The following is a 22,158-nucleotide window of genomic DNA, read 5'->3' as shown; positions in this document are numbered from 1 at the left end:
AGGAGATGCATCAGCTAATATAAGGAACTGGGCAACTTTTGGCTTGGGCTCACAAACAGAAAAGGACAGTCCTGTAATCCGTGCTGCTTTATGGAACAGGGTTAACGACAAACATAAAGACACAAGGTTTGAAGCAATTTCAGGACTCGCACAAAGAAAAGATGAACGAATAGCCGGCATAATACGAAAAGAGCTCATTAAGGAAAATTATCAGGGTTTGTTATTTGAAGCAATTGCAACACTCGGCGATAAACAATTCTTGCCAACCCTAAAAGAACAATATAACCGATTCAAAACAAATGAAGATATAAATCCTGAATGGCTCAGTGATATGAAAAATTGCATAAAAACATTAGAAAGTTAAAATACTCCAATAAAGACTTCAATACAAGAACAAATCATTACAGAATTAGCTGATCTTATCGAACACACCTTATCATTTAGACAAATTGTATTGATTAAGAAGCAACTAAGAATTATTTATCAGACTTCGATAAATAAAATTTGTTATAAATATAACAAACACAATCCGCAATATTATACTGATAATTCCAGTAATAACCTGCTATCACGCAAATTTATCATCTTCTGACTGATTTATTTTCAAATAAAAAATAACACAACTGGCATAAAAATAATTACAATATGTTTTGAGTTTGGCACATTAATTGTATATTTGTATCAATAAATCTCACAATCATAGATTTGAGGTTTGTTAATAATTGGTTGGTTGGTTTGTTAAGTCCCGTCACTTTCATAAGAGTGGCGGGATTTACTTTTTTACCCAAATTTAAAATTTTTTACCTATATAATTACACTTCGCCAACTGAAAAACAGTGCTGCACTTGAAAAACCAAAAGTGCAACATTAAAAGTTAAACTGCTGTATTACAAAGTATTAGCCTCCCCTATTATTACGCACAAAAATGACGTTTCGGGAACGTAAAGTGCAATATTATTTTCGTAAAACACTGGCTAACTGCGAAGTAAGGTTTTTTCGAGAAAATTGCTGCAAACCTATGGCATGTGCCTTAAGATTTCCTTCTTTATATTGGTTGAAATACCCCAAAAGAGCCTTCTTAATCCTCTCTTTATCAGCATAAAGAGAAAATATTCCGGTATTCGTCGACTGAATTATTGAGGCAAAATCGGCGCCGTCAGGGCCTATTGCCAAAATTGGCCGCTCGGAAACCATATATTCAAATAATTTACCCGGAATGATGCATTTTGTATCCTCAGAATCGATCTCGATCAGCAATAGTACCTGCGATTTTCTTTGCTCCGCAACAGCAGTACTGTGCGGCACGTACCCAAGGTTATTCACATAGCCTGAAAGCCCATATTTCTCAATAGATTCAAGTACTTCGCTACTTACTGCACCAATTAATTTCAACTCAAAATAAGTGTGGAAATCGGGTACCTCACTGAGTAATTCCACAAGAGCCTGCCAAAGCATCTGAGGGTTTCGCTCTGAAAGGAAAGACCCTATGTGTGCTACGCTAAACTTCTCATCCATAGGCTGTTTAGCAACTATTTCGGTATCATAACCGTTGGTAATAACATCTATTGGTTTATCGGTAAGTGCCTGGAATTCAGTTTTTGTTGTAGGGCTGGTAACGAGAATACTGTCGGCAGTATTGAGTACCTTTTTCTCCAGATCCTTATGCTTTTTAGCAGCAGAATCGCTCAATTTCAACGCTTTATGATAACCAATCGTGGTCCAGGGATCACGGAAGTCAGCAATCCATTTTACAGTATGTAATTCCTTTAACCTCAAACCAATAAGGTGCAGGCTATGTGGCGGCCCCGTTGTAATTATAATATCGATGCCATTCTCCTTAATATATTGAGAAAGATAGTTTACAGAGGGTTTAACCCATAGTACACGTGCATCGGGAATAAACAGGTTTCCCCTCACCCACAGCATGATACGCTGTAAAAAAGACTGTTTTTTGGCTGCGGGAATGATACCGGAGCTGATTTTTTTAGTACTGTTCTTAGAGAATGCCGATGCCCATGCATACGGCTCAGTGATCCTTTGTCTGAGTATGGTCACATTAGGATTTACCTCCGACAAAAGTCCCTCATCTATAAGCGGATAGGTGGGGTTTTCAGGAATATAGACAATGGGCTCAATGCCAAAATCCGGAAGGTACTTAACAAACTTCAGCCATCGCTGCACACCGGGACCTCCGGCAGGCGGCCAATAATACGTTATGATAAGTACCTTCATAATAGAACGTTATATTACTTTGAAGCAGAGTCTTTTACAGCTTCATTTTTCTTCTTTCTCTCAGTATAAATACCGAAACCAATAAGTCCAAGCATCAGTATGAAACTTACCAGTGCAATTGAGCTTCCAGTCTTAATTACCTGAGGCTCAAATTTAAACTCAATAGTATGTTTTCCTGCAGGTATTTTCATCCCTCTCAGTGCATAATCAGCTTCAAAGTGAGGTGTCAATTTACCATCTATATAGGCATTCCATCCCTCTGCATAGTACATTTCAGAGAATATTGCCAAACCTTCATTAGTATTATTAGAGATGTATTTCAGGTAATTAGGCTCATAAGCAGTAAGCTTTATAGTAGCCGTACTGTCTTTAACAAACATAGTCTTTGTAACCGCATCAGGGAATTTAGTCTTGTTCACCACTGCAGTAACTTTAGAATCCATCCTGTTAAGGGCTTTCATTTCTTCGTCAGGGGTATTCACAATCCTTAACTTACTCACAAACCATGCATTACCATTAGCCTGACCGTTAAGCTGAGGGATCTCCTCTCCCTTTTCATCTGCCTGGATCACATACTTAACATTAAGCATATTCAACACGCTCATGTTGTTTCTTGCCAACTGATATTCAAATAATTGCTGAAGTTTTCTAGGTTTAGCAGCGTGATATCCTCCAAGTGATTTATGGAAGTAAGAAGTTCGCGCACTATTCAGGTTGCCATCAATATCAAACACCCTGTAATAGCTTGTATCCTGCATGATCTGTAAATCGGCAGTCGTAGGCTGGAAAGGGATATCAATCTTAGTGGCACTCTGGAAGTTGTCACCATCCACGTATCTCTTATCAACAAAGAAAAGGTCAAACACCATAAATAAACCAACAAGGATAACAGCTGTGGTTTGCGAAAGGCGTTGCTTAACAAACAGCCACATTACTGCTGCAGATATCAGTATAAGAAATCCTGAACGCAGCAAATCAGCGCTATACATGGTTTTTCTGTCCATTCTAAGGGCATCCATGAATTCAGCACCGTATGCTTCTGTAATTGCCCCATCATTAAGGCCTACAAAACTGAACATGCCTTTACAAACGAACAGTATTGCAATAAGCCCTAAGCTTACTGCTGCCGATTTCCAAAGTGAGTTCCATTGCTTTTCCTTATCCAGCGTAAAGAATGAATATAGTCCCATCACTGCTAGTACAGGAATACACACCTCCAGCAATACCTGGATAGATGCCACTGCCCTGAACTTATTGTACATTGGGAAATAGTCTATGAAAAAGTTGGTAAGCAGCGGGAAATATTTACCCCATGATAATAATAATGACAATACAGCACCTACCAGAAATGCCCATTTGATCTTTCTCGGTTCAGCAAAAAGTGCCAGTACGAAAAGGAAGAATACCACAGCACCTATGTAAGCTGGAGCTGCCACACTATACTGGTCACCCCAGTAAGTTGGAATACCCGAGCCGGCAATTTCCATTGCCTGGTCTTTAGATATATACTGTCCTTCGGCTATTTGCTGTTGTTGTAGGTATTCGACAAGATGCCAGTCTTCCTGCGGATCTTCATGCCCCGATGACCCACCGAATAATCGTGGTGCAATAAGGTCAAGGCTTTCTGCAATACCGTAACTATAGTCGGTTATGTATTCATACGACATGGCATTAGTACTTTGCTTTGGCTTGCCATCCGGTTCAAAAGTAAGCTCACTGTCGTGGCGCGTACTATACTTGGCATATTCCGATGTCGCCATAAGGTTAGTCGCATTAGTACCAACAGCAAGCAAACCTGCTACTAAAAAGATACCTAACGAAATACCTAAATGCTTGTATTCTTTATTTTTAATGATACCGATAAGGAACCATATCCCCATCGCCAATAGCAATAAGAACAGGTAATAGGTCATCTGGATGTGGTTGGCATTAAGCTCTAATGCTGAGGCCATCATCATCAGGAGTCCCCCTTTTACATATTTCTTTTGGAAGACCATCACAAAACCGGCAATTACAAGCGGCATATAAGCAATGGCATGGGCTTTGGCATTATGCCCAACACCCAATATAACGATCAGATAAGTAGAAAAACCAAACGCCAATGCTCCAAAAAAGGCTTTCAGCGGGTCGGTTTTAAGAACCGATAGTAAGATATAGAATCCTAAGAAATAAAGGAACAGGTAATCTGCCGGACGTGGCAGGAAACGAAGTGCTTCGTCGATGTCTTTTACGTAGTTATGAGGATATTTTGCCCCTAACTGATAGGTAGGCATACCACCAAAAGCACTGTTGGTCCAATACGGCTCCTCGCCTGTCTCTTTCCTGAAATCATTCTGTTCTTTAGCCATCCCCGTGTACTGGGCGATATCAGACTGGTATATCTTTTTGCCCTGCAAAACCGGGTAAAAATAGATAAGCGAAATGATTACGAATCCTAAAACAGCAAGAAAATGCGGATAAAACCTATTGATATTTTTCATAAATACTTTTTGTAAAAAACGCCGTGAAGATACTTAATTTTCTACAAATGCACTTTCTGTAGTATAGAATTATATGGGTTATATTTTTAGTGCTTTAAAATATTGACTATCAATTCAAATTGGCCACATCCCAGCCCCTCTCCAGAGAGAGTAGCAAATGGTGTTGAATTGAAACCCAATCAGCAGCTTTCAGCGCCCTTGTAGATGTAACGTAAAAATCAAGGGAGGATTTAGCATGGGAGAATGAGACTGACCCACGAGTCGAGCGCGGAGCAGAGAGCGGCTTGGGTCGGGATGGAAAATCCTGAAGTAGATTTTAAGTTATATCTACACAGGCTTGAATTTTTGCTTCTTTTGTTTCAAGACAAAAGAAGATTAAAGGCCATAAAAAAACCTTTCCGGTAAGGAAAGGTTCTATGCTGTCTTATTCAATTTCTTCGTAGTCTATATATTCACCAACTTTTTTCTTTTCATGTGGCTTATCCTGTTTAGGAGCCTCATGAGCTTGCTGTGTTTGCTGATATTGTTGAGGATTATGCTGATATTGCTGTTGCTGATTGAATTGCTGCTGAAAATTCTCCCCTGCTTTTTTTACTGCTGCCTGAAAGATCATGGGGCCAAAAAGCTTGAAAAAAAACTTTACTGCATAATATATTAGCACGATCCAAACTAACGTTCTTATAAAGCTGGTGAATGATGCGGTATCCATAGTCATAAAATTTTGTCAAAAATAAGTAATTGGTTATTTAAAAATAAATCAGGCCTCCTAAATTAAGAATAAATTATACTACTTTTGGAAAACCATACATTTAATCACCCAATAAACGAGCCAAACATGACCGGTTTCAAAAAATTATTTTCGTTTACCTTACTTTTTTGCTCAGCCCTTACTCAGGCACAATATACCGACCAGATAAATTCTAACCGCCCCGGAGAATCCATGGGTGGATTTTCTGTCGGGAAAACGGTAATGCAGGTAGAAAGCGGCATCTATGGCATCAAGGAAAAGCATGACGTGCTCAATAACAAAACCAAAGGATTGGGTGTTGACCTAATGCTTCGCTATGGTGCTTTCCTTGAACAGCTTGAGTTCGTTGCCGACATGCAGTACCAGTTTGACCAGTTCGAAGACGCGATATATGTTACTAACCGTAACGGATTCAAACAGTTTGTTTTAGGTGCAAAATACCTTATTTATGACCCTAATAAAAACTACCGCCCTGAAGTAAATATTTACAGCTGGAAAAAAAACCATAAGTTCAAATGGCATAACCTTATACCGGCAGTATCAGTGTTTGCAGGGGTTAACCTAATAGGCAAAGACAACCCATACACCTTCCCCGATGATGGCATTAGTCCTAAGGTAGTAGCTATTACGCAAAATCGTTTTGGCTATGTAATATGGGTAAATAATATTATAGCTGACAAAATTACCACCGATTACCCAAGTTATGGCATAATTTCGACACTTACAAGGTCTTTTGCCGCCAAATGGTCAGGTTTTGTGGAATTACAGGGGTATAAAAGCGACTATTATGCTGATGTTATAGGAAGGTTTGGCGCTGCCTATCTGCTTAATGACAATATGCAGCTGGATGCTTCTATAAGCAAGAACTTTAAAGACACCCCTTCGATATTTTATGGTGGCGTGGGCTTCTCATGGCGATTTGATGCCGATTACCGCGACATACTGCTTCCGGGACAGTCGGATGCTGAAAAGAGCCAGAGCGAGATGGACAAGAAAATGCAAAAACAGAAAGAAAAACAGGAAAAAGAAAGGCTTGACAATGTTTTGCCTGAAGAATAGAACCACACATGATCACAATTAAAGAAGCAAAGACCAAAAAGGAACTCAAAGAATTCATAAAGTTCTCTTTTGAGCTGTATAAAGACAATCCGTACTGGATTCCGCCTATAATAAACGATGAGCTGGAAGGCTTTGACAAAACCAAAAACCCTGCTTTTGAGCATGCAGAAGCCTATTTCTACATTGCCTACAAAGACGGAAAAGCTGCGGGTAAGGTTGCTGCCATAGTAAACTGGCAGGAAGTGAATCAGCAGCAAAAGAAAAAAGTGCGTTTTGGATGGTTTGATGTTATAGACGACATTGAAGTAACCAAAGCCCTGCTCGAAAAAGTATATGAGCTTGGCCGCAGGCACAATCTTGAGAATGTTGAAGGCCCAATGGGTTTCTCTAACCTTGACAAAGTAGGCGTGCTTACCGAAGGTTTTGACCAGATAGGTACTATGATTACCTGGTATAATCCATCGTATTACATGGAGCACTTTGAAAAGCTTGGTTTTGTAAAAGAAAAGCAATTTATAGAGAGCCGGTTTCCATTTGCCAATGTAAAGCCTGAACTGTTTGAAAAAGCAGTACTTCTTATCAAAAAAAGGTATGAGCTTTCTGCGCTGACATTTACATCAACCAAAGACGTTATGCCTTATGTAGACAGAATGTTTGACCTCTTTAATAAATCGTATGAAAAACTGGCTTCGTTTGTAGCAGTGACAGAGGTTCAGAAAGAATATTTTAAGAAAAAATACATCAGCCTTATAAATCCTGAATACATTAAGTTTGTGGTAGACAAAAACCATAATCTGGTGGCTTTCAGTATCGTAATGCCATCGTTCTCTGAAGCACTTAAAAAAGCCAATGGCAGGCTGTTCCCATTTGGATTCATTCACCTGCTTAAAGCAAAAAAAACCAGCAGGGATGTTGTGTTCTACCTTATAGGTGTCGATCCTGAATATCAGAACAAAGGCGTAACTGCTATTATTTTTGACGAATATTATAAGACATTTAAAGAGAATAAGATAGAAACCTGCATCCGTACACCGGAACTGGAAGAAAATCACGCCATACATAATATGTGGAAGAACTTTGACCCCATCATCCATAAACGCAGGTGTACTTACATTAAAGACCTTTAATTCAATTACCAATTAGTAAAAATGAATTCAAAATACAGCTCCGAAGCCAATGGTTTCGGAGTTTTTTATATGCAAACAGTATTAATCCTGGAGAATGTCATTCGCCGGAAAAAGAAGATATACGGATGAATTTGGTTTTATACACAAAAGCCAACGCAATGCGTTGGCTTTAAAATTTTATCATATACACGATTTACCCTGCCTGAGAAGTAAAATCAACTTCTTTGCTCATGCGTTTCAGTTCGTCCCTTAGGGCAGTGAGCAACACATCATCTTCTCGTATTTGCTGCCATTTAGTACGTGAGTTTAGCTTTTCCCTGTACTCATCATTAACTTTTTCTGCAATTTTGCCGAGACTTATGTTTTCGGTAATCGGTTTATCCGGGTCACAGGTAGCCTGCATCGTATTAATGAGTTCCTGCACCTCTTTCAGTAGGTTAAGATTGCGGCAAATGTATAGCTGTTTTAACATAATCTAATATACGTAAAAATAATACCTATGGATTTTATAGGATTTTACTGAAAATCTTATGATTTAAAAACGTAAAAAAAGCCCATGCATTGCATGGGCTTAAAAATTTATTTTGTTTGATTATTCAGCAGAAACGTCAACTTTAGTTCTTGCGGCAATCTCTTTGTATGTACCATTCTCTAATTTTTCACGTATAGCTTCATAAGCTGCAAGCGTCTCATCAATATCCGCCTTAGTGTGAGTAGCTGTAGGGATCATCCTTAAAAGGATAATTCCTTTAGGGATTACCGGATAAACCACGATAGAAAGGAAAATACTGTAGTTCTCCCTAAGGTCGTTTACCATCACCATTGCTTCAGGTATGCTTCCTTCAAGGTATACCGGCGTAACACAAGTGTTAGTATCACCAATATTGAAACCTTTTTCTTTAAGGCCATTCTGAAGGTAATCTACGTTCTCCCAAAGCTTGTCTTTAAGCTCAGGCATAGTCCTTAGCATCTCAAGACGCTTAAGCGCTCCTTTTACCAATAGCATCGGAAGCGATTTGGCAAACATCTGCGAACGAAGGTTATATTTAAGGAAGTCGATAATATCTTTATCAGCTGCTACAAACGCGCCTATGCTCGCCATAGATTTTGCAAATGTAGAGAAGTATACATCGATACCATCCTGGCATTCCTGCTCTTCACCTGCTCCTGCACCTGTTTTACCAAGTGTACCAAAACCGTGAGCATCATCTACAAGAAGCCTGAAGTTGTATTTTTCTTTAAGGGCAACGATCTCTTTAAGTTTACCCTGTTGGCCCCTCATACCAAAAACACCTTCGGTAATAACAAGGATACCACCACCTGTAGTCTCTGCCATGTTAGTAGCACGCTCAAGGTTTTTCTCAAGGCTCTCTACATCGTTATGTTTGTATGTAAAACGTTTACCCATGTGAAGACGCACACCATCAATGATACAAGCGTGAGAATCTACATCGTAAACAATAACGTCATTTTTAGACACAAGAGCATCAATGGTAGACACCATTCCCTGATAACCGAAGTTAAGCAGGTAGGCCGACTCTTTCCCAACAAACGAAGCAAGTTCCTGCTCCAGTTTTTCGTGCCATGAAGTGTGTCCGCTCATCATTCTTGCACCCATTGGGTAGGCAGAACCATACTCAGCAGCAGCCTCAGCATCTACTTTACGTACTTCAGGGTGGTTAGCAAGCCCCAGGTAATCATTTATACTCCAGTTAATTACTTCTTTACCGTGAAACTGCATCCTGTTAGCCAGAGGGCCTTCAAGTTTAGGAAAAACAAAATAACCTTCGGCCTGTGAAGCCCACATTCCCAGAGGGCCTTTATTCTTCTGTATTCTTTCGAAAAGATCTTTTACCATAATTCTAGTTTTGTGCTTTAAAAAACGCACCAAAAGTAATTATTAAATTACTCACATCATAATAATTTTTAACAATCGCTGTAATAAAAACGAGAGTTGCTCGTCTGATAAGAAACAAGCAGTAATAAGCCTGCTTTACAGATGAAAGCGACAGTTGGGCAGCGAATAGCAACAACCCTATTAAAAAGGCTGAAAAGCTTTACATTTTAAAAAAAAATTATAGTTTTACCGTATTAATAATAACCAAAAACAAATCAACCAAAATGGATTCACAAAAAGTAGACATGTACTTAATGACAAACGCTAAGTTTTTTCAACCTTCTCAATTAGCATACATCCGCGAAAGGCTTCTTGCAGCAGATGATTCTAAATGGGGGTACATACAGTCAGCTGATCTTAAAGACCCAACTACAATCCTTATCGTATCTATCCTTGCAGGTAGCCTTGGTATAGACCGTTTCCTTATCGGAGACACTGGCCTTGGAGTAGCCAAACTTCTTACATGTGGTGGCTTGGGTATCTGGGGTATTATTGACTGGTTCCTTATCATGGATGCCACACGTCAAAAAAATATTGAAAAGCTTCAGGCTTTCCTATAATATAAATTCATGACAAGAAACAGGCTATACCTGCTGTTGACCTTTGGAGTATTGGCCGGTTACGGCTGGCTGGCATGGGCATCGTGGCAAACAACACATCACCACGATTTCACCCCCTGCCTCTTTAAAAATGCAACCGGTATAGCCTGTCCCGCTTGCGGGAGTACGCGATCAGCACTGTTATTGTCTCAAGGCAATATCACCGATGCAGTATTAATGAACCCCTTAGGACTCATTATAGCTATTATTCTGCTGATTGCACCTTTTTGGCTACTGTATGATGTTCTTCTGAAAAAGGACACATTATATACCGGCTATAAAAAAGCTGAAAGCAATATCAGAATAAAATGGGTAGCCATTACCCTCATCATTCTAATCTTAATTAACTGGGCATGGAACATACAGAAGGGATTATAGAAAACATCAAAACTACCGAGTCAGTACCACTTATTCACCCTTATGAATATGAGCAGGCGTCTAACAGCTACCTAATGGCTGTTGTTGCGGTTATCGCGGGGCTGCCATTACCGGTAATCAACCTTATAGCCACAGTTGGCTATTATCTGGCACACCGAAAATCGTCTTACCTTGTGCGTTGGCATTGCATTCAGGCATCATTGGGACAGATTGCGCTTATACCTTTTAATAGCATTGCACTTGCATGGACAGTGGGCATTCTTTTTGGCGGACGGGGCTTTTTAGGCTTATACGACATCCCCAGACGTTATTATGTAGATGAAACCACATTATTCGAAGATTATTCAGGTACAACTCTTGCTTACTGGCTTTACATCATGTTCATTATAACCCTGAATATTACAGAATTTATTGTAGTGATCATTACTGCTTCTAAGGTAAAGAAAGGCCAAAACGTACGTTGGTGGGGTATTGCTCCAATAGCCGACAGACTGACAAGCAAAGAAGACCGCAACCCTTATAAACTGCAATCGCAATCATGAAACTGGTATTCGCCTCAAATAACAAGAACAAGCTACAGGAAATAAGACATCAGTTGCCGGCGGATATTGAACTGCTCAGCCTTGAAGACATAGGCTGTCATGAAGACATCGCTGAAACTGCCGACACCATAGAAGGCAATGCCATACTAAAAGCCGACTATGTAACCCAAAACTACGGTTACGACTGCTTTGCCGATGATACAGGACTGGAAGTTGATGCTCTTAACGGTGCGCCGGGCGTATACTCTGCGCGTTATGCCGGAGAACAAAAAGACGCAAACGATAACATGGACAAGCTTTTAACCGAACTTGAAGACAAACCCAATCGCGACGCACGCTTCAAGACCGTTATAGCACTCAACCTTAACGGTAAACAGCATCTTTTCACAGGTATTGTAAACGGAATAATCACCACAGAGAAAACAGGGACAGAAGGTTTTGGCTATGATCCTGTGTTTAAACCGGAAGGTTCAGACCTCACTTTTGCGCAAATTTCTCTCAACGAAAAGGCGCTCTTAAGCCATCGTGGACGCGCTGTAGCGCAACTTATCGATTTCCTAAAAAGCTAACTTTCTGATTTTCAAATATTTTTATTAAAATAAAACAGCAAACTCTATTAGTTTATCTCACTAATAAACAGTACCTTTGCACCTATTTTAAAATTATATATGAATAAATTTGAACAATTAGGATTGAATGAATCGCTTCTGAAGGCGATAACCGATCTAGGATTTGAGAATCCGTCAGAAGTGCAGGAGAAAGCGATTCCCCTATTATTGGAAAAAGATACAGATATAGTAGCGTTAGCCCAGACGGGTACAGGGAAAACCGCTGCTTTTGGTTTTCCGCTTATCCAGAAGATAGATCCTGAGAACAGGAACACACAGGCATTAATTTTGTCACCAACACGTGAGCTTTGCTTACAGATCACAAACGAAATTAAGCTTTACTCCAAGTACATTAAAGGCATAAGCACAGTTGCTGTTTATGGTGGCGCCAGCATTACAGAGCAGGCAAGGGAAATTAAACGTGGTGCACAGATTATTGTTGCAACACCGGGCAGGATGCAGGACATGATTAACCGTGGCCTTGTAAACATCTCTAAAATACAATTTTGTATTCTTGATGAGGCAGATGAAATGCTTAACATGGGATTCTATGATGATATCGTAAACATCCTTTCTACATCTCCTGACGATAAGAGCACATGGTTATTCTCTGCTACAATGCCGCAGGAAGTAGCGCGTATCGCTAAAGAATTCATGAGAAAGCCACTTGAAATTACAGTAGGCCACAAAAACTCAGGTTCTTCTACAGTATCTCACGAGTTTTACCTTGTAAACGCACGTGACCGTTACGAAGCTCTTAAGCGTCTTGCTGACTCTAACCCGGACATTTTCTCGGTAGTTTTCTGCCGTACTAAAAGAGATACTCAGGCAGTTGCCGAAAAACTTATCGAAGACGGATACAATGCTGCAGCGCTTCACGGTGACCTTTCTCAGGCACAGCGTGACTCAGTAATGAAATCATTCCGTAACAGACAGATACAGATGCTTGTAGCAACCGACGTTGCCGCAAGGGGTATTGACGTTGACAACATTACACACGTTGTTAACTACCAGCTTCCTGACGAGATCGAAACCTATAACCACCGAAGCGGCCGTACAGGTCGTGCAGGTAAACTGGGTACATCTATCGTTATCATCACGAAAAGTGAACTACGCAAAATATCGGCGATTGAAAGGATCATCCAACAGAAGTTCCAGGAAAAAACAATCCCTTCAGGTATGGAGATCTGTGAAATACAGTTGTTCCACCTTGCAAACAGGATAAAAGATGTAGAAATGGATCATGAAATCGATTCTTACCTTCCTGCCATTTATGAAGTAATGAAAGATCTTACGAAAGAAGAACTTATCAAGAAAATGGTATCGGTAGAATTCAACAGGTTCATTAACTACTATAAGAAAAACCGTGATCTTTCTGCTCAGTCTGCAGGAGAAAGAACAGACAGAGGTGCTTCAAGAGGTAATGATGGTGGCGCAACGCGTTACTTTATCAACATCGGGTCAAGGGATAACTACGACTGGATGAGCCTTAAGGATTTCCTTCGTGATACACTTGGACTTGGACGTGACGATGTGTTTAAAGTGGACGTTAAAGAAGGTTTCTCTTTCTTTAATACTGATGCAGAGCACAGCGGAAAAGTTCTTGACATCCTTAACAGCTTCCAGATGGAAGGCCGTAAGATAAATGTTGAGATCTCTAAAAATGACGGACGCGATAACAATGGCGGACGCAGAGACCACAACAACCGCGGCGGCGGTGGCGGCTTTAGAAGCGGCGGCGGCGATCGTGACCGTGCTCCAAGAGGCGGTGGCGGCGAAAGAAGAGGCGGAAGCTCTTTTGGCGGCGGCAGAAGCGATTCAAGAAACTCTAGTCCGGGCGGACGTCCTCCAAGAAGAGATGATTCTGCACCTTCAAGAGAAAGAAGGCCAAGAAGAAGCTAATTTTTTTTTTAGATATACAAGTAGAGACGTAGCAATGCTACGTCTCTACTTCGTTTAATACCATTAGAGAGAATGCAATTTTTCGCTTCAATCAAAAAAAATTAAACAAGTTATCATACCTAACTACAAAATATCCCGTTTGTTTATTACTTTTACAACACATAAACAGTCAATGAGATATTTTGTAGTTTTTTTATTTGCTTTATTTTCTTTAAGCTCATTCGCTCAGGGCACTACTAACCTGGAAAAAGTTTCGGGTATCATCCTGAACGAAGCTACCTTACAACCTGTTTCGGGAGCAAGCATAATCAACATCAACCGCGTAAAAGGCGTTACATCTGACGACCGCGGTAATTTCTCTATTGAAGCCACTGCAAATGACACCCTGCATATATCTTTGGTAGGATTTCAGTCTGTAAGGGTTCGCGTAACCAATGACTGGATAAAATTTAAAAACGTTACCAAGATAACACTTACCGAAAAGGCCTACACGCTGGAAGAAGTTATCATTAGCAAATACAACCTTACCGGATACCTACAAATTGACTCTAAACTGGCACCTGTACGCGAAAACTACCGCTATAGCATATCGGGTCTTGCATTAGGCTATGAAGCCGGCGACAATTCGCCAAGTTCGTTCAAGAAAATAGTAAGCTCGATGTTCAATCCGGCGGATTTACTTCATAATATCTTTGGTAAAAAGCCGGCAGAGATGCGCAGGCTGAAAGAAATGAAGAAAGATGACACAGTTCGTAACGCACTTGCCGAAAAATATGACCGTGAAACCCTAGCTGCCCTTTTAGGCGTTAGCAAAGACGATATTGCCGATATATTAGAACGCTGCAACTACTCTGAAGAATTTGTAAAAACAGCTAACGACCTCCAGATCATGGATGCGATCAGTGGCTGCTACGAAGAATATAAAGCACTGAATAGAAGTAATTAGTTTGCAGTATTCAGTCGCAGTTTTTTAATATAGTACTATCATCATAACTGCACTTCGCACATCTGTTAAACAATTAGATTCTTATAATCAAAATAAAATCAGAGCCGTAGCAATGCTACGGCTCTACTGTTTTATAAATATTTACACTATTACATCTGCAAACTGCGACTGAATACTGCAAAACTATTCTTCTGCAAAGTACCTTTCTGTTATAAAATCAATATCCTTAATTGATTTACGCGCCCAGTCAATACGTTTTTCGAGCATTTCGGTTTCATTAAGCTGCCATTGAATATCTGAATTCCGTAAACGGCTGCTAAGATGCTGTATGACAATTGCCGCAGACGACGATACATTAATACTTTCTGTGAATCCAAACATTGGTATCTTCAGGAAACCGTCGGCACGGTTCATTACCTCTTCAGACAAACCTAACCGCTCTGTACCGAAAAACAGGGCTGCCGGCTGTGAGATATCAAAATCTTCAAGGAAACAAGATTCTTCATGAGGTGTGGTAGCAATAATACGGTATCCTTTAGCTTTTAGCTCATCAAGGCACACAGTAGTACTGTTGTATGCATTTATATCAACCCACTTTTGGGCTCCCATTGCAATTTCTTTATCTATGGTTTTGCCGTACTTCTCCTCTATCACATTCAATTCCTGAATTCCAAAAATCTCACACGTACGCATAACCGCACTGGCATTATGCATCTGGAACACATCTTCAATAGCTACGGTAAAGTGTTTGGTGCGGCGTGAAAGTATGTCAATGAATTTATCCCTGCGGTTTTCTGTAATGATGGTTTCTAGATAGTTCAGATAGTTTAGATCAAATGTATTTTTCATTATAAGCAGTAGCCTTTAAATTTTTTTATTAAATTAGTGCACCAAACTAACCAATTTACAGAATGACACAAGAAGAATTACTCGCACAAATCTACAAAAAAGACAGCAAAGCATTCAACACGCTGTACGACATGTATTCCAAGAGCCTTTATGGCGTAATTTTCAATCTGTTAAAGAACAAAGAAGAAGCCGAAGATGTTTTGCAGGAAGTTTTTGTAAAAATCTGGAAAAACATCGATTCATACAACGATACCAAGGGCCGCTTCTTTACCTGGATACTTAACATTGCCAGAAATACAGCCATTGACAGGCTTCGATCTAAAGACCATACTAAAAATTTAAAAAACCTCTCCGTTGATAATTTCGTACATATCCTTGACCACAATGCAACGGTTGTCAATAAGATAGACGCTATAGGCATCCGCGAATTTGTGAAGAAACTTAAACCAGTTTGCGTACGCATTATTGAGTTACTATTTTTCAAGGGCTACACCCAGCAGGAAGCCTCTGACGAACTCGCTATGCCGCTAGGAACGGTTAAGACACAAAACAGGAATTGTATTAAAGATTTAAGAACAATATTAGAGGTATAATGGAAGAATTTATCAACTCAGGGATTTTAGAGCTTTATATCTTTGGTGTAACCACCGAAGAAGAAAACAAAGAAGTAAACGAAATGGCCCGCCAGCATGCAGAGGTAAGAGCCGAGATATTGTCTATAGAGAAAGCGATCATCGACCTGTCATACAGTGTATCGCCACAGCTTTCTCCAGAAGTGTACCACAGGATACGCAAAGAGCTTATTGACAAGCATGGAGAAGATGGCGTTGTCCAGCTACAGCCCCGCAGAAGCGCAGCCTCGTATATTGGCTGGGCAGCAGCAATCGTATTATTGGGCTGCTTAGGAGTACAGTACTTTATGTATGACCAGGAAGTAGAGAAAAAAGAAGCAGCTACTAAAGAAAAGGATAAATATGAACAATTATTTGCCAGCGTAAGCAAAGACAATGAACAAAAAGAAAAAGCATTACGTGTTATAAGGGCTAAAAACAGTGCAATAGTGAACCTTGGAGGACAGGCCGTAGCGCCACAGTCTTATGCTAAAGTCTACATGAACGATGAAGAAAATGAAGTTTTTGTAGATATTGCAGGCTTACCAGAAGCTCCTGAAGGAAAAGTGTACCAGGTATGGGCTTTAACGCTTAACCCACTTACGCCTACAAGCATCGGGGTACTTGACAAATCACAGCTTATCGAAAACAAAGGGATTTACCCTGTAGATAACTTTGAAGGTGTACAAGCCTTCGGGATTACACTTGAGCCGGCAGGCGGTAGCGCTTCACCAACTATGGAGCAGTTATATACTTTAGGACAAGTAAAAAGCTAGTAAGCTGAAAATCAAATAACAAGAAGTGCACTTAATTTTTTAAGTGCACTTTTTACATTAACAAATACTGCAACCGGAGTAAACAATCTGAATTTCTGATACATTTGTTTACTATTAAACCTACAAGGTTTTTGAAACCTTGCAGGTTATGAAAATGAATAAACAGTCCTGTAGATTCCTGCAAGGTCTTTGAGACCTTGTAGGTATAATTACTAAATCAATAGTTCAACCCTATCCAACAATCAAAAATGAAAAAACTAGTTATACTCTCCGGAGCGGGAATGAGTGCCGAAAGCGGCATTAAAACCTTTCGCGATGCAGGAGGGTTATGGGAAGGCCATGACGTAATGGAAGTGGCTTCTCCAGAAGGTTGGCACAAGAACCGGGCGCTTGTGCTCGATTTTTACAACCAGCGCAGGAAGCAGCTATTTGAGGTAAATCCGAACCAGGGACATACTATTGCTGCCGAATTGGAAAAGGACTTCGATGTACATATTATCACCCAAAACGTAGACGATCTGCATGAGCGTGCCGGAAGCACTAACGTTCTCCATTTACACGGCGAACTACTTAAAGCCCGAAGCATATATAACGAAAATGACATCATTGAATGGAAAACCGACATAAATGTGGGCGACCTGCACACCGACGGCCATCAGCTGCGTCCGCATATCGTATGGTTTGGTGAGGCTGTTCCGGCAATTGCCGATGCCATGGGTATTGTTGAGGAAGCAGATTATATAATTATTATTGGTACTTCAATGCAGGTATATCCTGCCGCAGGATTGGTAGATTATGCCCGCCCGACGACCCCAATATTTTACATCGACCCCAACCCTGCCAGCATTCCGCACCTGAGTAATTCTATTGAGGTGCTACCAATGACAGCAAGCGAGGGAATGGCGGTTGTGAGGGAGAGGTTGAAGTCTCTATAAGCTCCGGAGGAGCGATATATTTATAGTAAATCATTACGATAATGAAGTAGGAGCTCCGGAGGAGCGGCATAGATGTCGCTCCTCCGGAGCTTTTTAATTTCACTTCATATTAAATCTATAAATATATCGCCTCTCTGAGGCTTCCAACGCATCAAAACAGCTAAATAAATGTCACTCCAATTTCGTTATTCCCCTCAAAATCCTTACCTTCGCGGCTTCTAATTTTGACACTAAACACAATGCAAAATTTATCTGAACTGAATGCCATATCGCCTATAGACGGCCGTTACAGGAATAAAACCGCACCTTTAGCCGCTTATTTCTCTGAAGAAGCCCTTATAAAATACCGCGTGCTTGTAGAGATCGAGTACTTTATCTCACTATGCGAACTGCCATTACCGCAGCTTACAGGTGTAGACAAAAGCACTTTCGGTCCGCTTCGCGAGCTTTACAAGAACTTCTCAAGCGAAGATGCACTTCAGATAAAAGAAATCGAGAAGACTACAAACCACGACGTTAAAGCCGTGGAATACTTTATAAAAGCAGGGTTCGAAAAGCTTGGCCTTGATGCTTACAAAGAATTCATCCACTTCGGACTGACTTCTCAGGACATCAACAACACAGCTATTCCGCTTTCTACCAAAGAGGCGTTTGAGAACGTATACCTGCCATCGCTTATCAGCGTTATCGCTAAACTGAAAGAACTAAGCGTGGAATGGAAAGACATCCCAATGCTTGCCCGTACCCACGGACAGCCGGCCTCTCCTACCCGTCTTGGTAAAGAGATACATGTATTCGTTGAGCGTCTTGAAGAACAGATGCGTTTGCTTTTCAACGTACCGTTTGCTGCCAAATTTGGTGGTGCTACAGGTAACTTCAACGCGCATTTTATCGCTTACCCACAAAATGACTGGAGAAAATTCGGTAATGATTTTGTAGAAGGAATACTTGGGCTTAAGCACTCGTTCCCTACAACTCAGATCGAGCATTATGACCACTTTGCTGCGTTCTTTGATGCATTGAAGCGCATCAACACTATCCTTATCGACCTTGACAGGGATATCTGGACGTATGTGTCTATGGATTACTTCAAACAGAAAATTAAAGCAGGCGAGATCGGATCTTCAGCGATGCCGCACAAGGTTAACCCCATCGACTTTGAAAACTCGGAAGGTAACTTAGGTATCGCCAACGCAATTTTTGAACATCTTTCGGCTAAACTGCCTATATCAAGGCTTCAGCGTGACCTTACCGACAGTACTGTACTGCGTAACGTAGGTGTACCAATTGGTCATACCATCATCGCTTTTGAAGCTACCCTTAAAGGATTAAACAAGCTTCTTCTTAACGAAGATAAATTCCACGAAGATCTTGAGAAGAACTGGGCTGTTGTAGCTGAGGCTATCCAGACTATCCTTCGCCGTGAGGCCTATCCAAACCCTTATGAGGCGCTTAAAGACCTTACAAGAACGAATACGGTTATCAACAAAGAATCCATGCATGCATTCATCAACAACCTGAATGTAAACGATGATATAAAAGCTGAATTGCTTAAAATCACGCCTGCCAACTACCTTGGTATAAACGCTTAGTTAGTTTACAGTGTCCAGTCGTAGTTTACAGCTAATTTGTACTGACATAAAATAGTAAGGGACGTAACATTTGTTGCGTCTTTTTTTATTTCATATAACTGAACTGGCAGCAAAAACAGGCACTTCGGGTCAACATCGTGCAAAAAACCAAATAAAATTCCTTATATTGTACAGCCTATGTTCATGAAAATTAAACAGGTTGTATATGCCAAACAAAATTCTTATACTCTTTGCGCATCCTTTGTTCGAGAAATCGAACGCCAATAATGCGCTTGTAAGCCACATACCCAATTCACCTAATATTACCTTTCACGACCTTTACCAGGAATACCCCGACTTTGATATTGATTTAAAACGCGAGCAGGAACTACTCCTGATGCACGATATAATCATTTGGCACCACCCAATGTACTGGTACAGCTGCCCGCCCCTGCTCAAACAATGGATAGACATTGTGCTGGAACACGGCTGGGCTTACGGTAAAGAAGGTTTTGCCCTTAAAAACAAGCTCTTGCTTCAGGCCATCACTACCGGTGGACGCAAAGAGAATTACAGCCCGATGGGACGTGACCATTTTACAATACCACAACTGCTCGAACCCTTTTGCCAAACGGCAAAAGTTTGCAATATGACCTACCTGCCTCCTTTTGTAGTACATGGCACTCACTCCATGGACGACGAAGGATATGAAAAGAACGCGAAACTTTACGGACAGGCACTTGAATACCTTGAAAACAAGAGCCTCGACGTAAAGGAACTATCAGAACACCACTATTTCAACGACTGGATTAAAACTAAATTAGGATAGCATGCAGGACAGTTTCTTCTTTCAGGCCATTATATACCTTATCGCAGCGGTGGTATGCGTTCCTATTGCCAAAAAAATAGGGCTTAGCTCTATTCTCGGCTATCTTTTTGCCGGAATCATCATTGGCCCACACGTATTGGGATTTATTGGTGAGGAAGGCCAGGATATTATGCACTTTGCCGAGTTTGGCGTTGTCATGATGCTTTTCCTTATCGGATTGGAACTCGACCCACACAAATTCTGGCGCATGCGGAAATTCATCATCGGGATGGGAACCTTACAGGTTGTAGGTACGGCAGCCGTACTGTTTATAGCGTGTTCGTTCGTACTACGATGGGAATGGCGCACAACGCTTGTTATCTCACTTGCGCTGACGCTCTCCTCCACCGCCATCGTCATGCAGACACTCAAGGAAAAAGGGCTGACGAATACCTCAATGGGGCGTTCCTCTTTTGCGATACTGCTGTTTCAGGACATAGCGGTGATCCCAATAATGGCGATATTGCCATTACTTGCTGACGGCTCCATAAACGAAGACCACGTTAACCATTCACTTACTGCAAACCTTGAAGGTTGGCTGCAAACACTCATTGTATTCGGAGCCATTGGAATGGTATATTTGGGCGGTCGTTTTCTTATCGTGCCATTATTACATGTTATTGCACGCACAAGGTTGCAGGAACTCTTTACAGCGTCGGCATTATTACTTGTAATGGGTGTATCGTTCATGATGCAGGTTGTTGGCGTAAGCCCTGCGTTAGGTGCATTTCTGGCAGGTCTTGTATTAGCCAACAGCGAATTCAGGCATGAACTGGAAGGCGATATCGCACCGTTCAAAGGATTGCTTTTAGGGCTGTTCTTTATAGGTGTAGGCGCATCGGTCAATTTTACGCTTATCATGGCTGATCCGGCCTTTATCATCATATTTACGACCATATTCAACAGCATCAAATTCTTTATACTGATAATTGTTGGTAAGATATACAAGAAAAGCTCCGACCAGAACCTGCTGTTCTCCTTTGCGCTGAGCCAGGCAGGGGAATTTGGTTTCGTAATACTTGGTTTTGCATTACAGCTTAATCTCTTACCCGATGAACTCTCTAACCAAATGATGGCCGTTATTGCTATTAGTATGGTGGGTACGCCTTTCTTACTGCTTATCAACGAGAAATGGATAGATCCTTACTTTGGCGTAAAAGAAAAACAACCTAAGAACAAATACGACAGTATTGACGAGCATAACGACGTTGTTATTGCCGGTTTCGGAAACTTTGGGAGCACCATAGTGCGTTTACTTAAGACCAACGGAATCAAGGCGACCGTACTCGACATGGACTCTGACAGGGTGGATTCGCTGAGGAAAATGGGCTTTACCGTATATTATGGCGATGCTACCAGGCTTGAGCTACTGAAAGCCGCAGGCTGTGAACACGCAAAACTTTTTATTGCCGCCATAGATAACCCAAGGGTAAATCTTGAGGTGGTAGAAAAAATCAAAAAGCACTTTCCGAACCTCAAGGTTTTGGCAAGAGCACGAAATCGCAGCGATGCTTTTGAGCTTTTAGATATGGGCGTGAAAGATTTTTACAGGGAAAACATGTATAGTGCTGTACATCTTGGCGTAGATGCACTTGTAGAACTCGGCCACAGAAAATATAGCGCAACGAGACAGGGCCAGCGCTTTATGAAATATGACGAGCAGTCGACCGTTAGACTCGCGGAAAAACGCCATGATAAGAAAGCATTTTTACTTTCAGCTATAGAAGAGCTTGAATTACAAGAACAACTGCTACGCAATGACCTCTATGCACAGCTTGGCGCACAGGATCACGCCTGGGAAAGTGCTGCCCTGAGGAAAGAACGCGAAAGCGAAGAGGACAGCACTACGGATTAGTAAAGTCATAAAGTCAAAGGTCGTCATCGTAACCCAATGTCTGAGTGAAGCTGGTTCTCCTCTTGAGAGGGGTTAGGGGTGTGTCTTTATTTAAAAAAAAAGCCCTACAAGGTTTCAAAAACCTTGCAGGACAGGAATAAAAAAAGGCACAGTATAAACTGTGCCTTTTAACTTT

At 41.0% G+C, this 22,158-nt stretch carries 20 protein-coding genes and 1 pseudogene; 15 read left to right on the top strand and 6 right to left on the bottom strand.

The window, feature by feature from the left end; translation table 11 throughout:
- Nucleotides 1–364, top strand: a pseudogene (locus ACX0HA_RS12365) (hypothetical protein); the annotation flags it as partial.
- Between the two features lie 590 nt (nt 365–954).
- Here ACX0HA_RS12365 and ACX0HA_RS12360 read toward each other — a convergent pair.
- The 3 genes from ACX0HA_RS12360 to ACX0HA_RS12350 all read right to left on the bottom strand — a co-directional run bounded on the left by ACX0HA_RS12360 (nt 955) and on the right by ACX0HA_RS12350 (nt 5,421).
- Nucleotides 955–2,232, bottom strand: a complete 1,278-nt coding sequence (locus ACX0HA_RS12360; protein ID WP_458845603.1) for a glycosyltransferase family 4 protein — start codon at nt 2,230–2,232, stop codon at nt 955–957.
- Nucleotides 2,233–2,246: 14 nt separating this feature from the next.
- The gene (locus ACX0HA_RS12355) at nt 2,247–4,712 is read right to left on the bottom strand and encodes a YfhO family protein (protein ID WP_458845602.1); all 2,466 of its coding nucleotides are present in this window, start codon (nt 4,710–4,712) and stop codon (nt 2,247–2,249) included.
- 424 nt (nt 4,713–5,136) lie between these two features.
- Nucleotides 5,137–5,421, bottom strand: a complete 285-nt coding sequence (locus ACX0HA_RS12350) for a DUF4834 family protein (RefSeq protein ID WP_458845601.1) — start codon at nt 5,419–5,421, stop codon at nt 5,137–5,139.
- 84 nt (nt 5,422–5,505) lie between these two features.
- Here ACX0HA_RS12350 and ACX0HA_RS12345 point away from each other — a divergent pair, with 84 nt between their 5' ends.
- Complete coding sequence (locus ACX0HA_RS12345) at nt 5,506–6,519, top strand: transporter (protein ID WP_458845600.1); 1,014 nt, start codon at nt 5,506–5,508, stop codon at nt 6,517–6,519.
- A gap of 8 nt (nt 6,520–6,527) precedes the next feature.
- The gene (locus ACX0HA_RS12340; protein ID WP_458845599.1) at nt 6,528–7,646 is read left to right on the top strand and encodes a GTP cyclohydrolase; all 1,119 of its coding nucleotides are present in this window, start codon (nt 6,528–6,530) and stop codon (nt 7,644–7,646) included.
- A 193-nt stretch (nt 7,647–7,839) separates the two neighbouring features.
- Here the strand turns inward: ACX0HA_RS12340 and ACX0HA_RS12335 are convergent, their stop codons facing one another.
- Both ACX0HA_RS12335 and ACX0HA_RS12330 read right to left on the bottom strand, forming a co-directional pair.
- Nucleotides 7,840–8,118 carry a hypothetical protein gene (locus ACX0HA_RS12335; RefSeq protein ID WP_458845598.1) on the bottom strand — a complete coding sequence of 93 codons (279 nt, stop codon included), beginning with the start codon at nt 8,116–8,118 and terminating at the stop codon, nt 7,840–7,842.
- Nucleotides 8,119–8,238: 120 nt separating this feature from the next.
- A complete protein-coding gene (locus tag ACX0HA_RS12330) occupies nt 8,239–9,504 on the bottom strand; it encodes an aminotransferase class I/II-fold pyridoxal phosphate-dependent enzyme (RefSeq protein WP_458845597.1) in 1,266 nt (421 codons plus the stop codon).
- A gap of 263 nt (nt 9,505–9,767) precedes the next feature.
- On the opposite strand from ACX0HA_RS12330, the gene ACX0HA_RS12325 reads away from it, so the two are divergent.
- The 6 genes from ACX0HA_RS12325 to ACX0HA_RS12300 all read left to right on the top strand — a co-directional run bounded on the left by ACX0HA_RS12325 (nt 9,768) and on the right by ACX0HA_RS12300 (nt 14,518).
- Nucleotides 9,768–10,103 (top strand): TM2 domain-containing protein, encoded by a 336-nt coding sequence (locus ACX0HA_RS12325; protein WP_458845596.1) that lies wholly within the window; start codon nt 9,768–9,770, stop codon nt 10,101–10,103.
- Between the two features lie 9 nt (nt 10,104–10,112).
- Entirely contained in the window at nt 10,113–10,520 is a 408-nt protein-coding gene (locus ACX0HA_RS12320; RefSeq protein ID WP_458845595.1) for a DUF2752 domain-containing protein, read from the top strand.
- Nucleotides 10,496–11,062: a hypothetical protein gene (locus ACX0HA_RS12315; protein WP_458845594.1), complete on the top strand. Its 567-nt coding sequence runs from the start codon at nt 10,496–10,498 to the stop codon at nt 11,060–11,062. Before ACX0HA_RS12320 ends, ACX0HA_RS12315 begins: the two co-directional genes overlap by 25 nt.
- Entirely contained in the window at nt 11,059–11,631 is a 573-nt protein-coding gene (locus tag ACX0HA_RS12310) for a non-canonical purine NTP diphosphatase (RefSeq protein WP_458845593.1), read from the top strand. The genes ACX0HA_RS12315 and ACX0HA_RS12310 overlap by 4 nt, the downstream gene beginning before the upstream one ends.
- Nucleotides 11,632–11,730: 99 nt before the next feature.
- The gene (locus ACX0HA_RS12305) at nt 11,731–13,572 is read left to right on the top strand and encodes a DEAD/DEAH box helicase (RefSeq protein ID WP_458845592.1); all 1,842 of its coding nucleotides are present in this window, start codon (nt 11,731–11,733) and stop codon (nt 13,570–13,572) included.
- 172 nt (nt 13,573–13,744) lie between these two features.
- Nucleotides 13,745–14,518: a carboxypeptidase-like regulatory domain-containing protein gene (locus tag ACX0HA_RS12300; protein ID WP_458845591.1), complete on the top strand. Its 774-nt coding sequence runs from the start codon at nt 13,745–13,747 to the stop codon at nt 14,516–14,518.
- A 183-nt stretch (nt 14,519–14,701) separates the two neighbouring features.
- Here the strand turns inward: ACX0HA_RS12300 and ACX0HA_RS12295 are convergent, their stop codons facing one another.
- Nucleotides 14,702–15,367, bottom strand: a complete 666-nt coding sequence (locus tag ACX0HA_RS12295; RefSeq protein WP_458845590.1) for a TrmH family RNA methyltransferase — start codon at nt 15,365–15,367, stop codon at nt 14,702–14,704.
- A gap of 62 nt (nt 15,368–15,429) precedes the next feature.
- Between ACX0HA_RS12295 and ACX0HA_RS12290 the strand changes: the two genes are divergently transcribed.
- The 6 genes from ACX0HA_RS12290 (at nt 15,430) to ACX0HA_RS12265 (ending at nt 21,983) form a co-directional block, all read left to right on the top strand.
- Nucleotides 15,430–15,960 (top strand): RNA polymerase sigma factor, encoded by a 531-nt coding sequence (locus ACX0HA_RS12290; protein ID WP_458845589.1) that lies wholly within the window; start codon nt 15,430–15,432, stop codon nt 15,958–15,960.
- Nucleotides 15,960–16,754 (top strand): anti-sigma factor, encoded by a 795-nt coding sequence (locus ACX0HA_RS12285; protein WP_458845588.1) that lies wholly within the window; start codon nt 15,960–15,962, stop codon nt 16,752–16,754. The genes ACX0HA_RS12290 and ACX0HA_RS12285 overlap by 1 nt, the downstream gene beginning before the upstream one ends.
- Nucleotides 16,755–17,002: 248 nt before the next feature.
- A complete protein-coding gene (locus ACX0HA_RS12280) occupies nt 17,003–17,689 on the top strand; it encodes an SIR2 family NAD-dependent protein deacylase (protein ID WP_458845587.1) in 687 nt (228 codons plus the stop codon).
- A gap of 239 nt (nt 17,690–17,928) precedes the next feature.
- The gene (gene purB / locus ACX0HA_RS12275) at nt 17,929–19,281 is read left to right on the top strand and encodes an adenylosuccinate lyase (RefSeq protein WP_458845586.1); all 1,353 of its coding nucleotides are present in this window, start codon (nt 17,929–17,931) and stop codon (nt 19,279–19,281) included.
- Between the two features lie 205 nt (nt 19,282–19,486).
- On the top strand, nt 19,487–20,089 hold the full coding sequence (locus ACX0HA_RS12270) for an NAD(P)H-dependent oxidoreductase (RefSeq protein ID WP_458845585.1): 603 nt from the start codon (nt 19,487–19,489) through the stop codon (nt 20,087–20,089).
- A gap of 1 nt (nt 20,090) precedes the next feature.
- Nucleotides 20,091–21,983: a monovalent cation:proton antiporter-2 (CPA2) family protein gene (locus tag ACX0HA_RS12265; protein WP_458845584.1), complete on the top strand. Its 1,893-nt coding sequence runs from the start codon at nt 20,091–20,093 to the stop codon at nt 21,981–21,983.
- Nucleotides 21,984–22,158: the final 175 nt, after the last annotated feature.

Source organism: Flavobacterium hauense (assembly GCF_054457175.1).
This window is presented reverse-complemented; position numbering and strand designations above follow the sequence as displayed.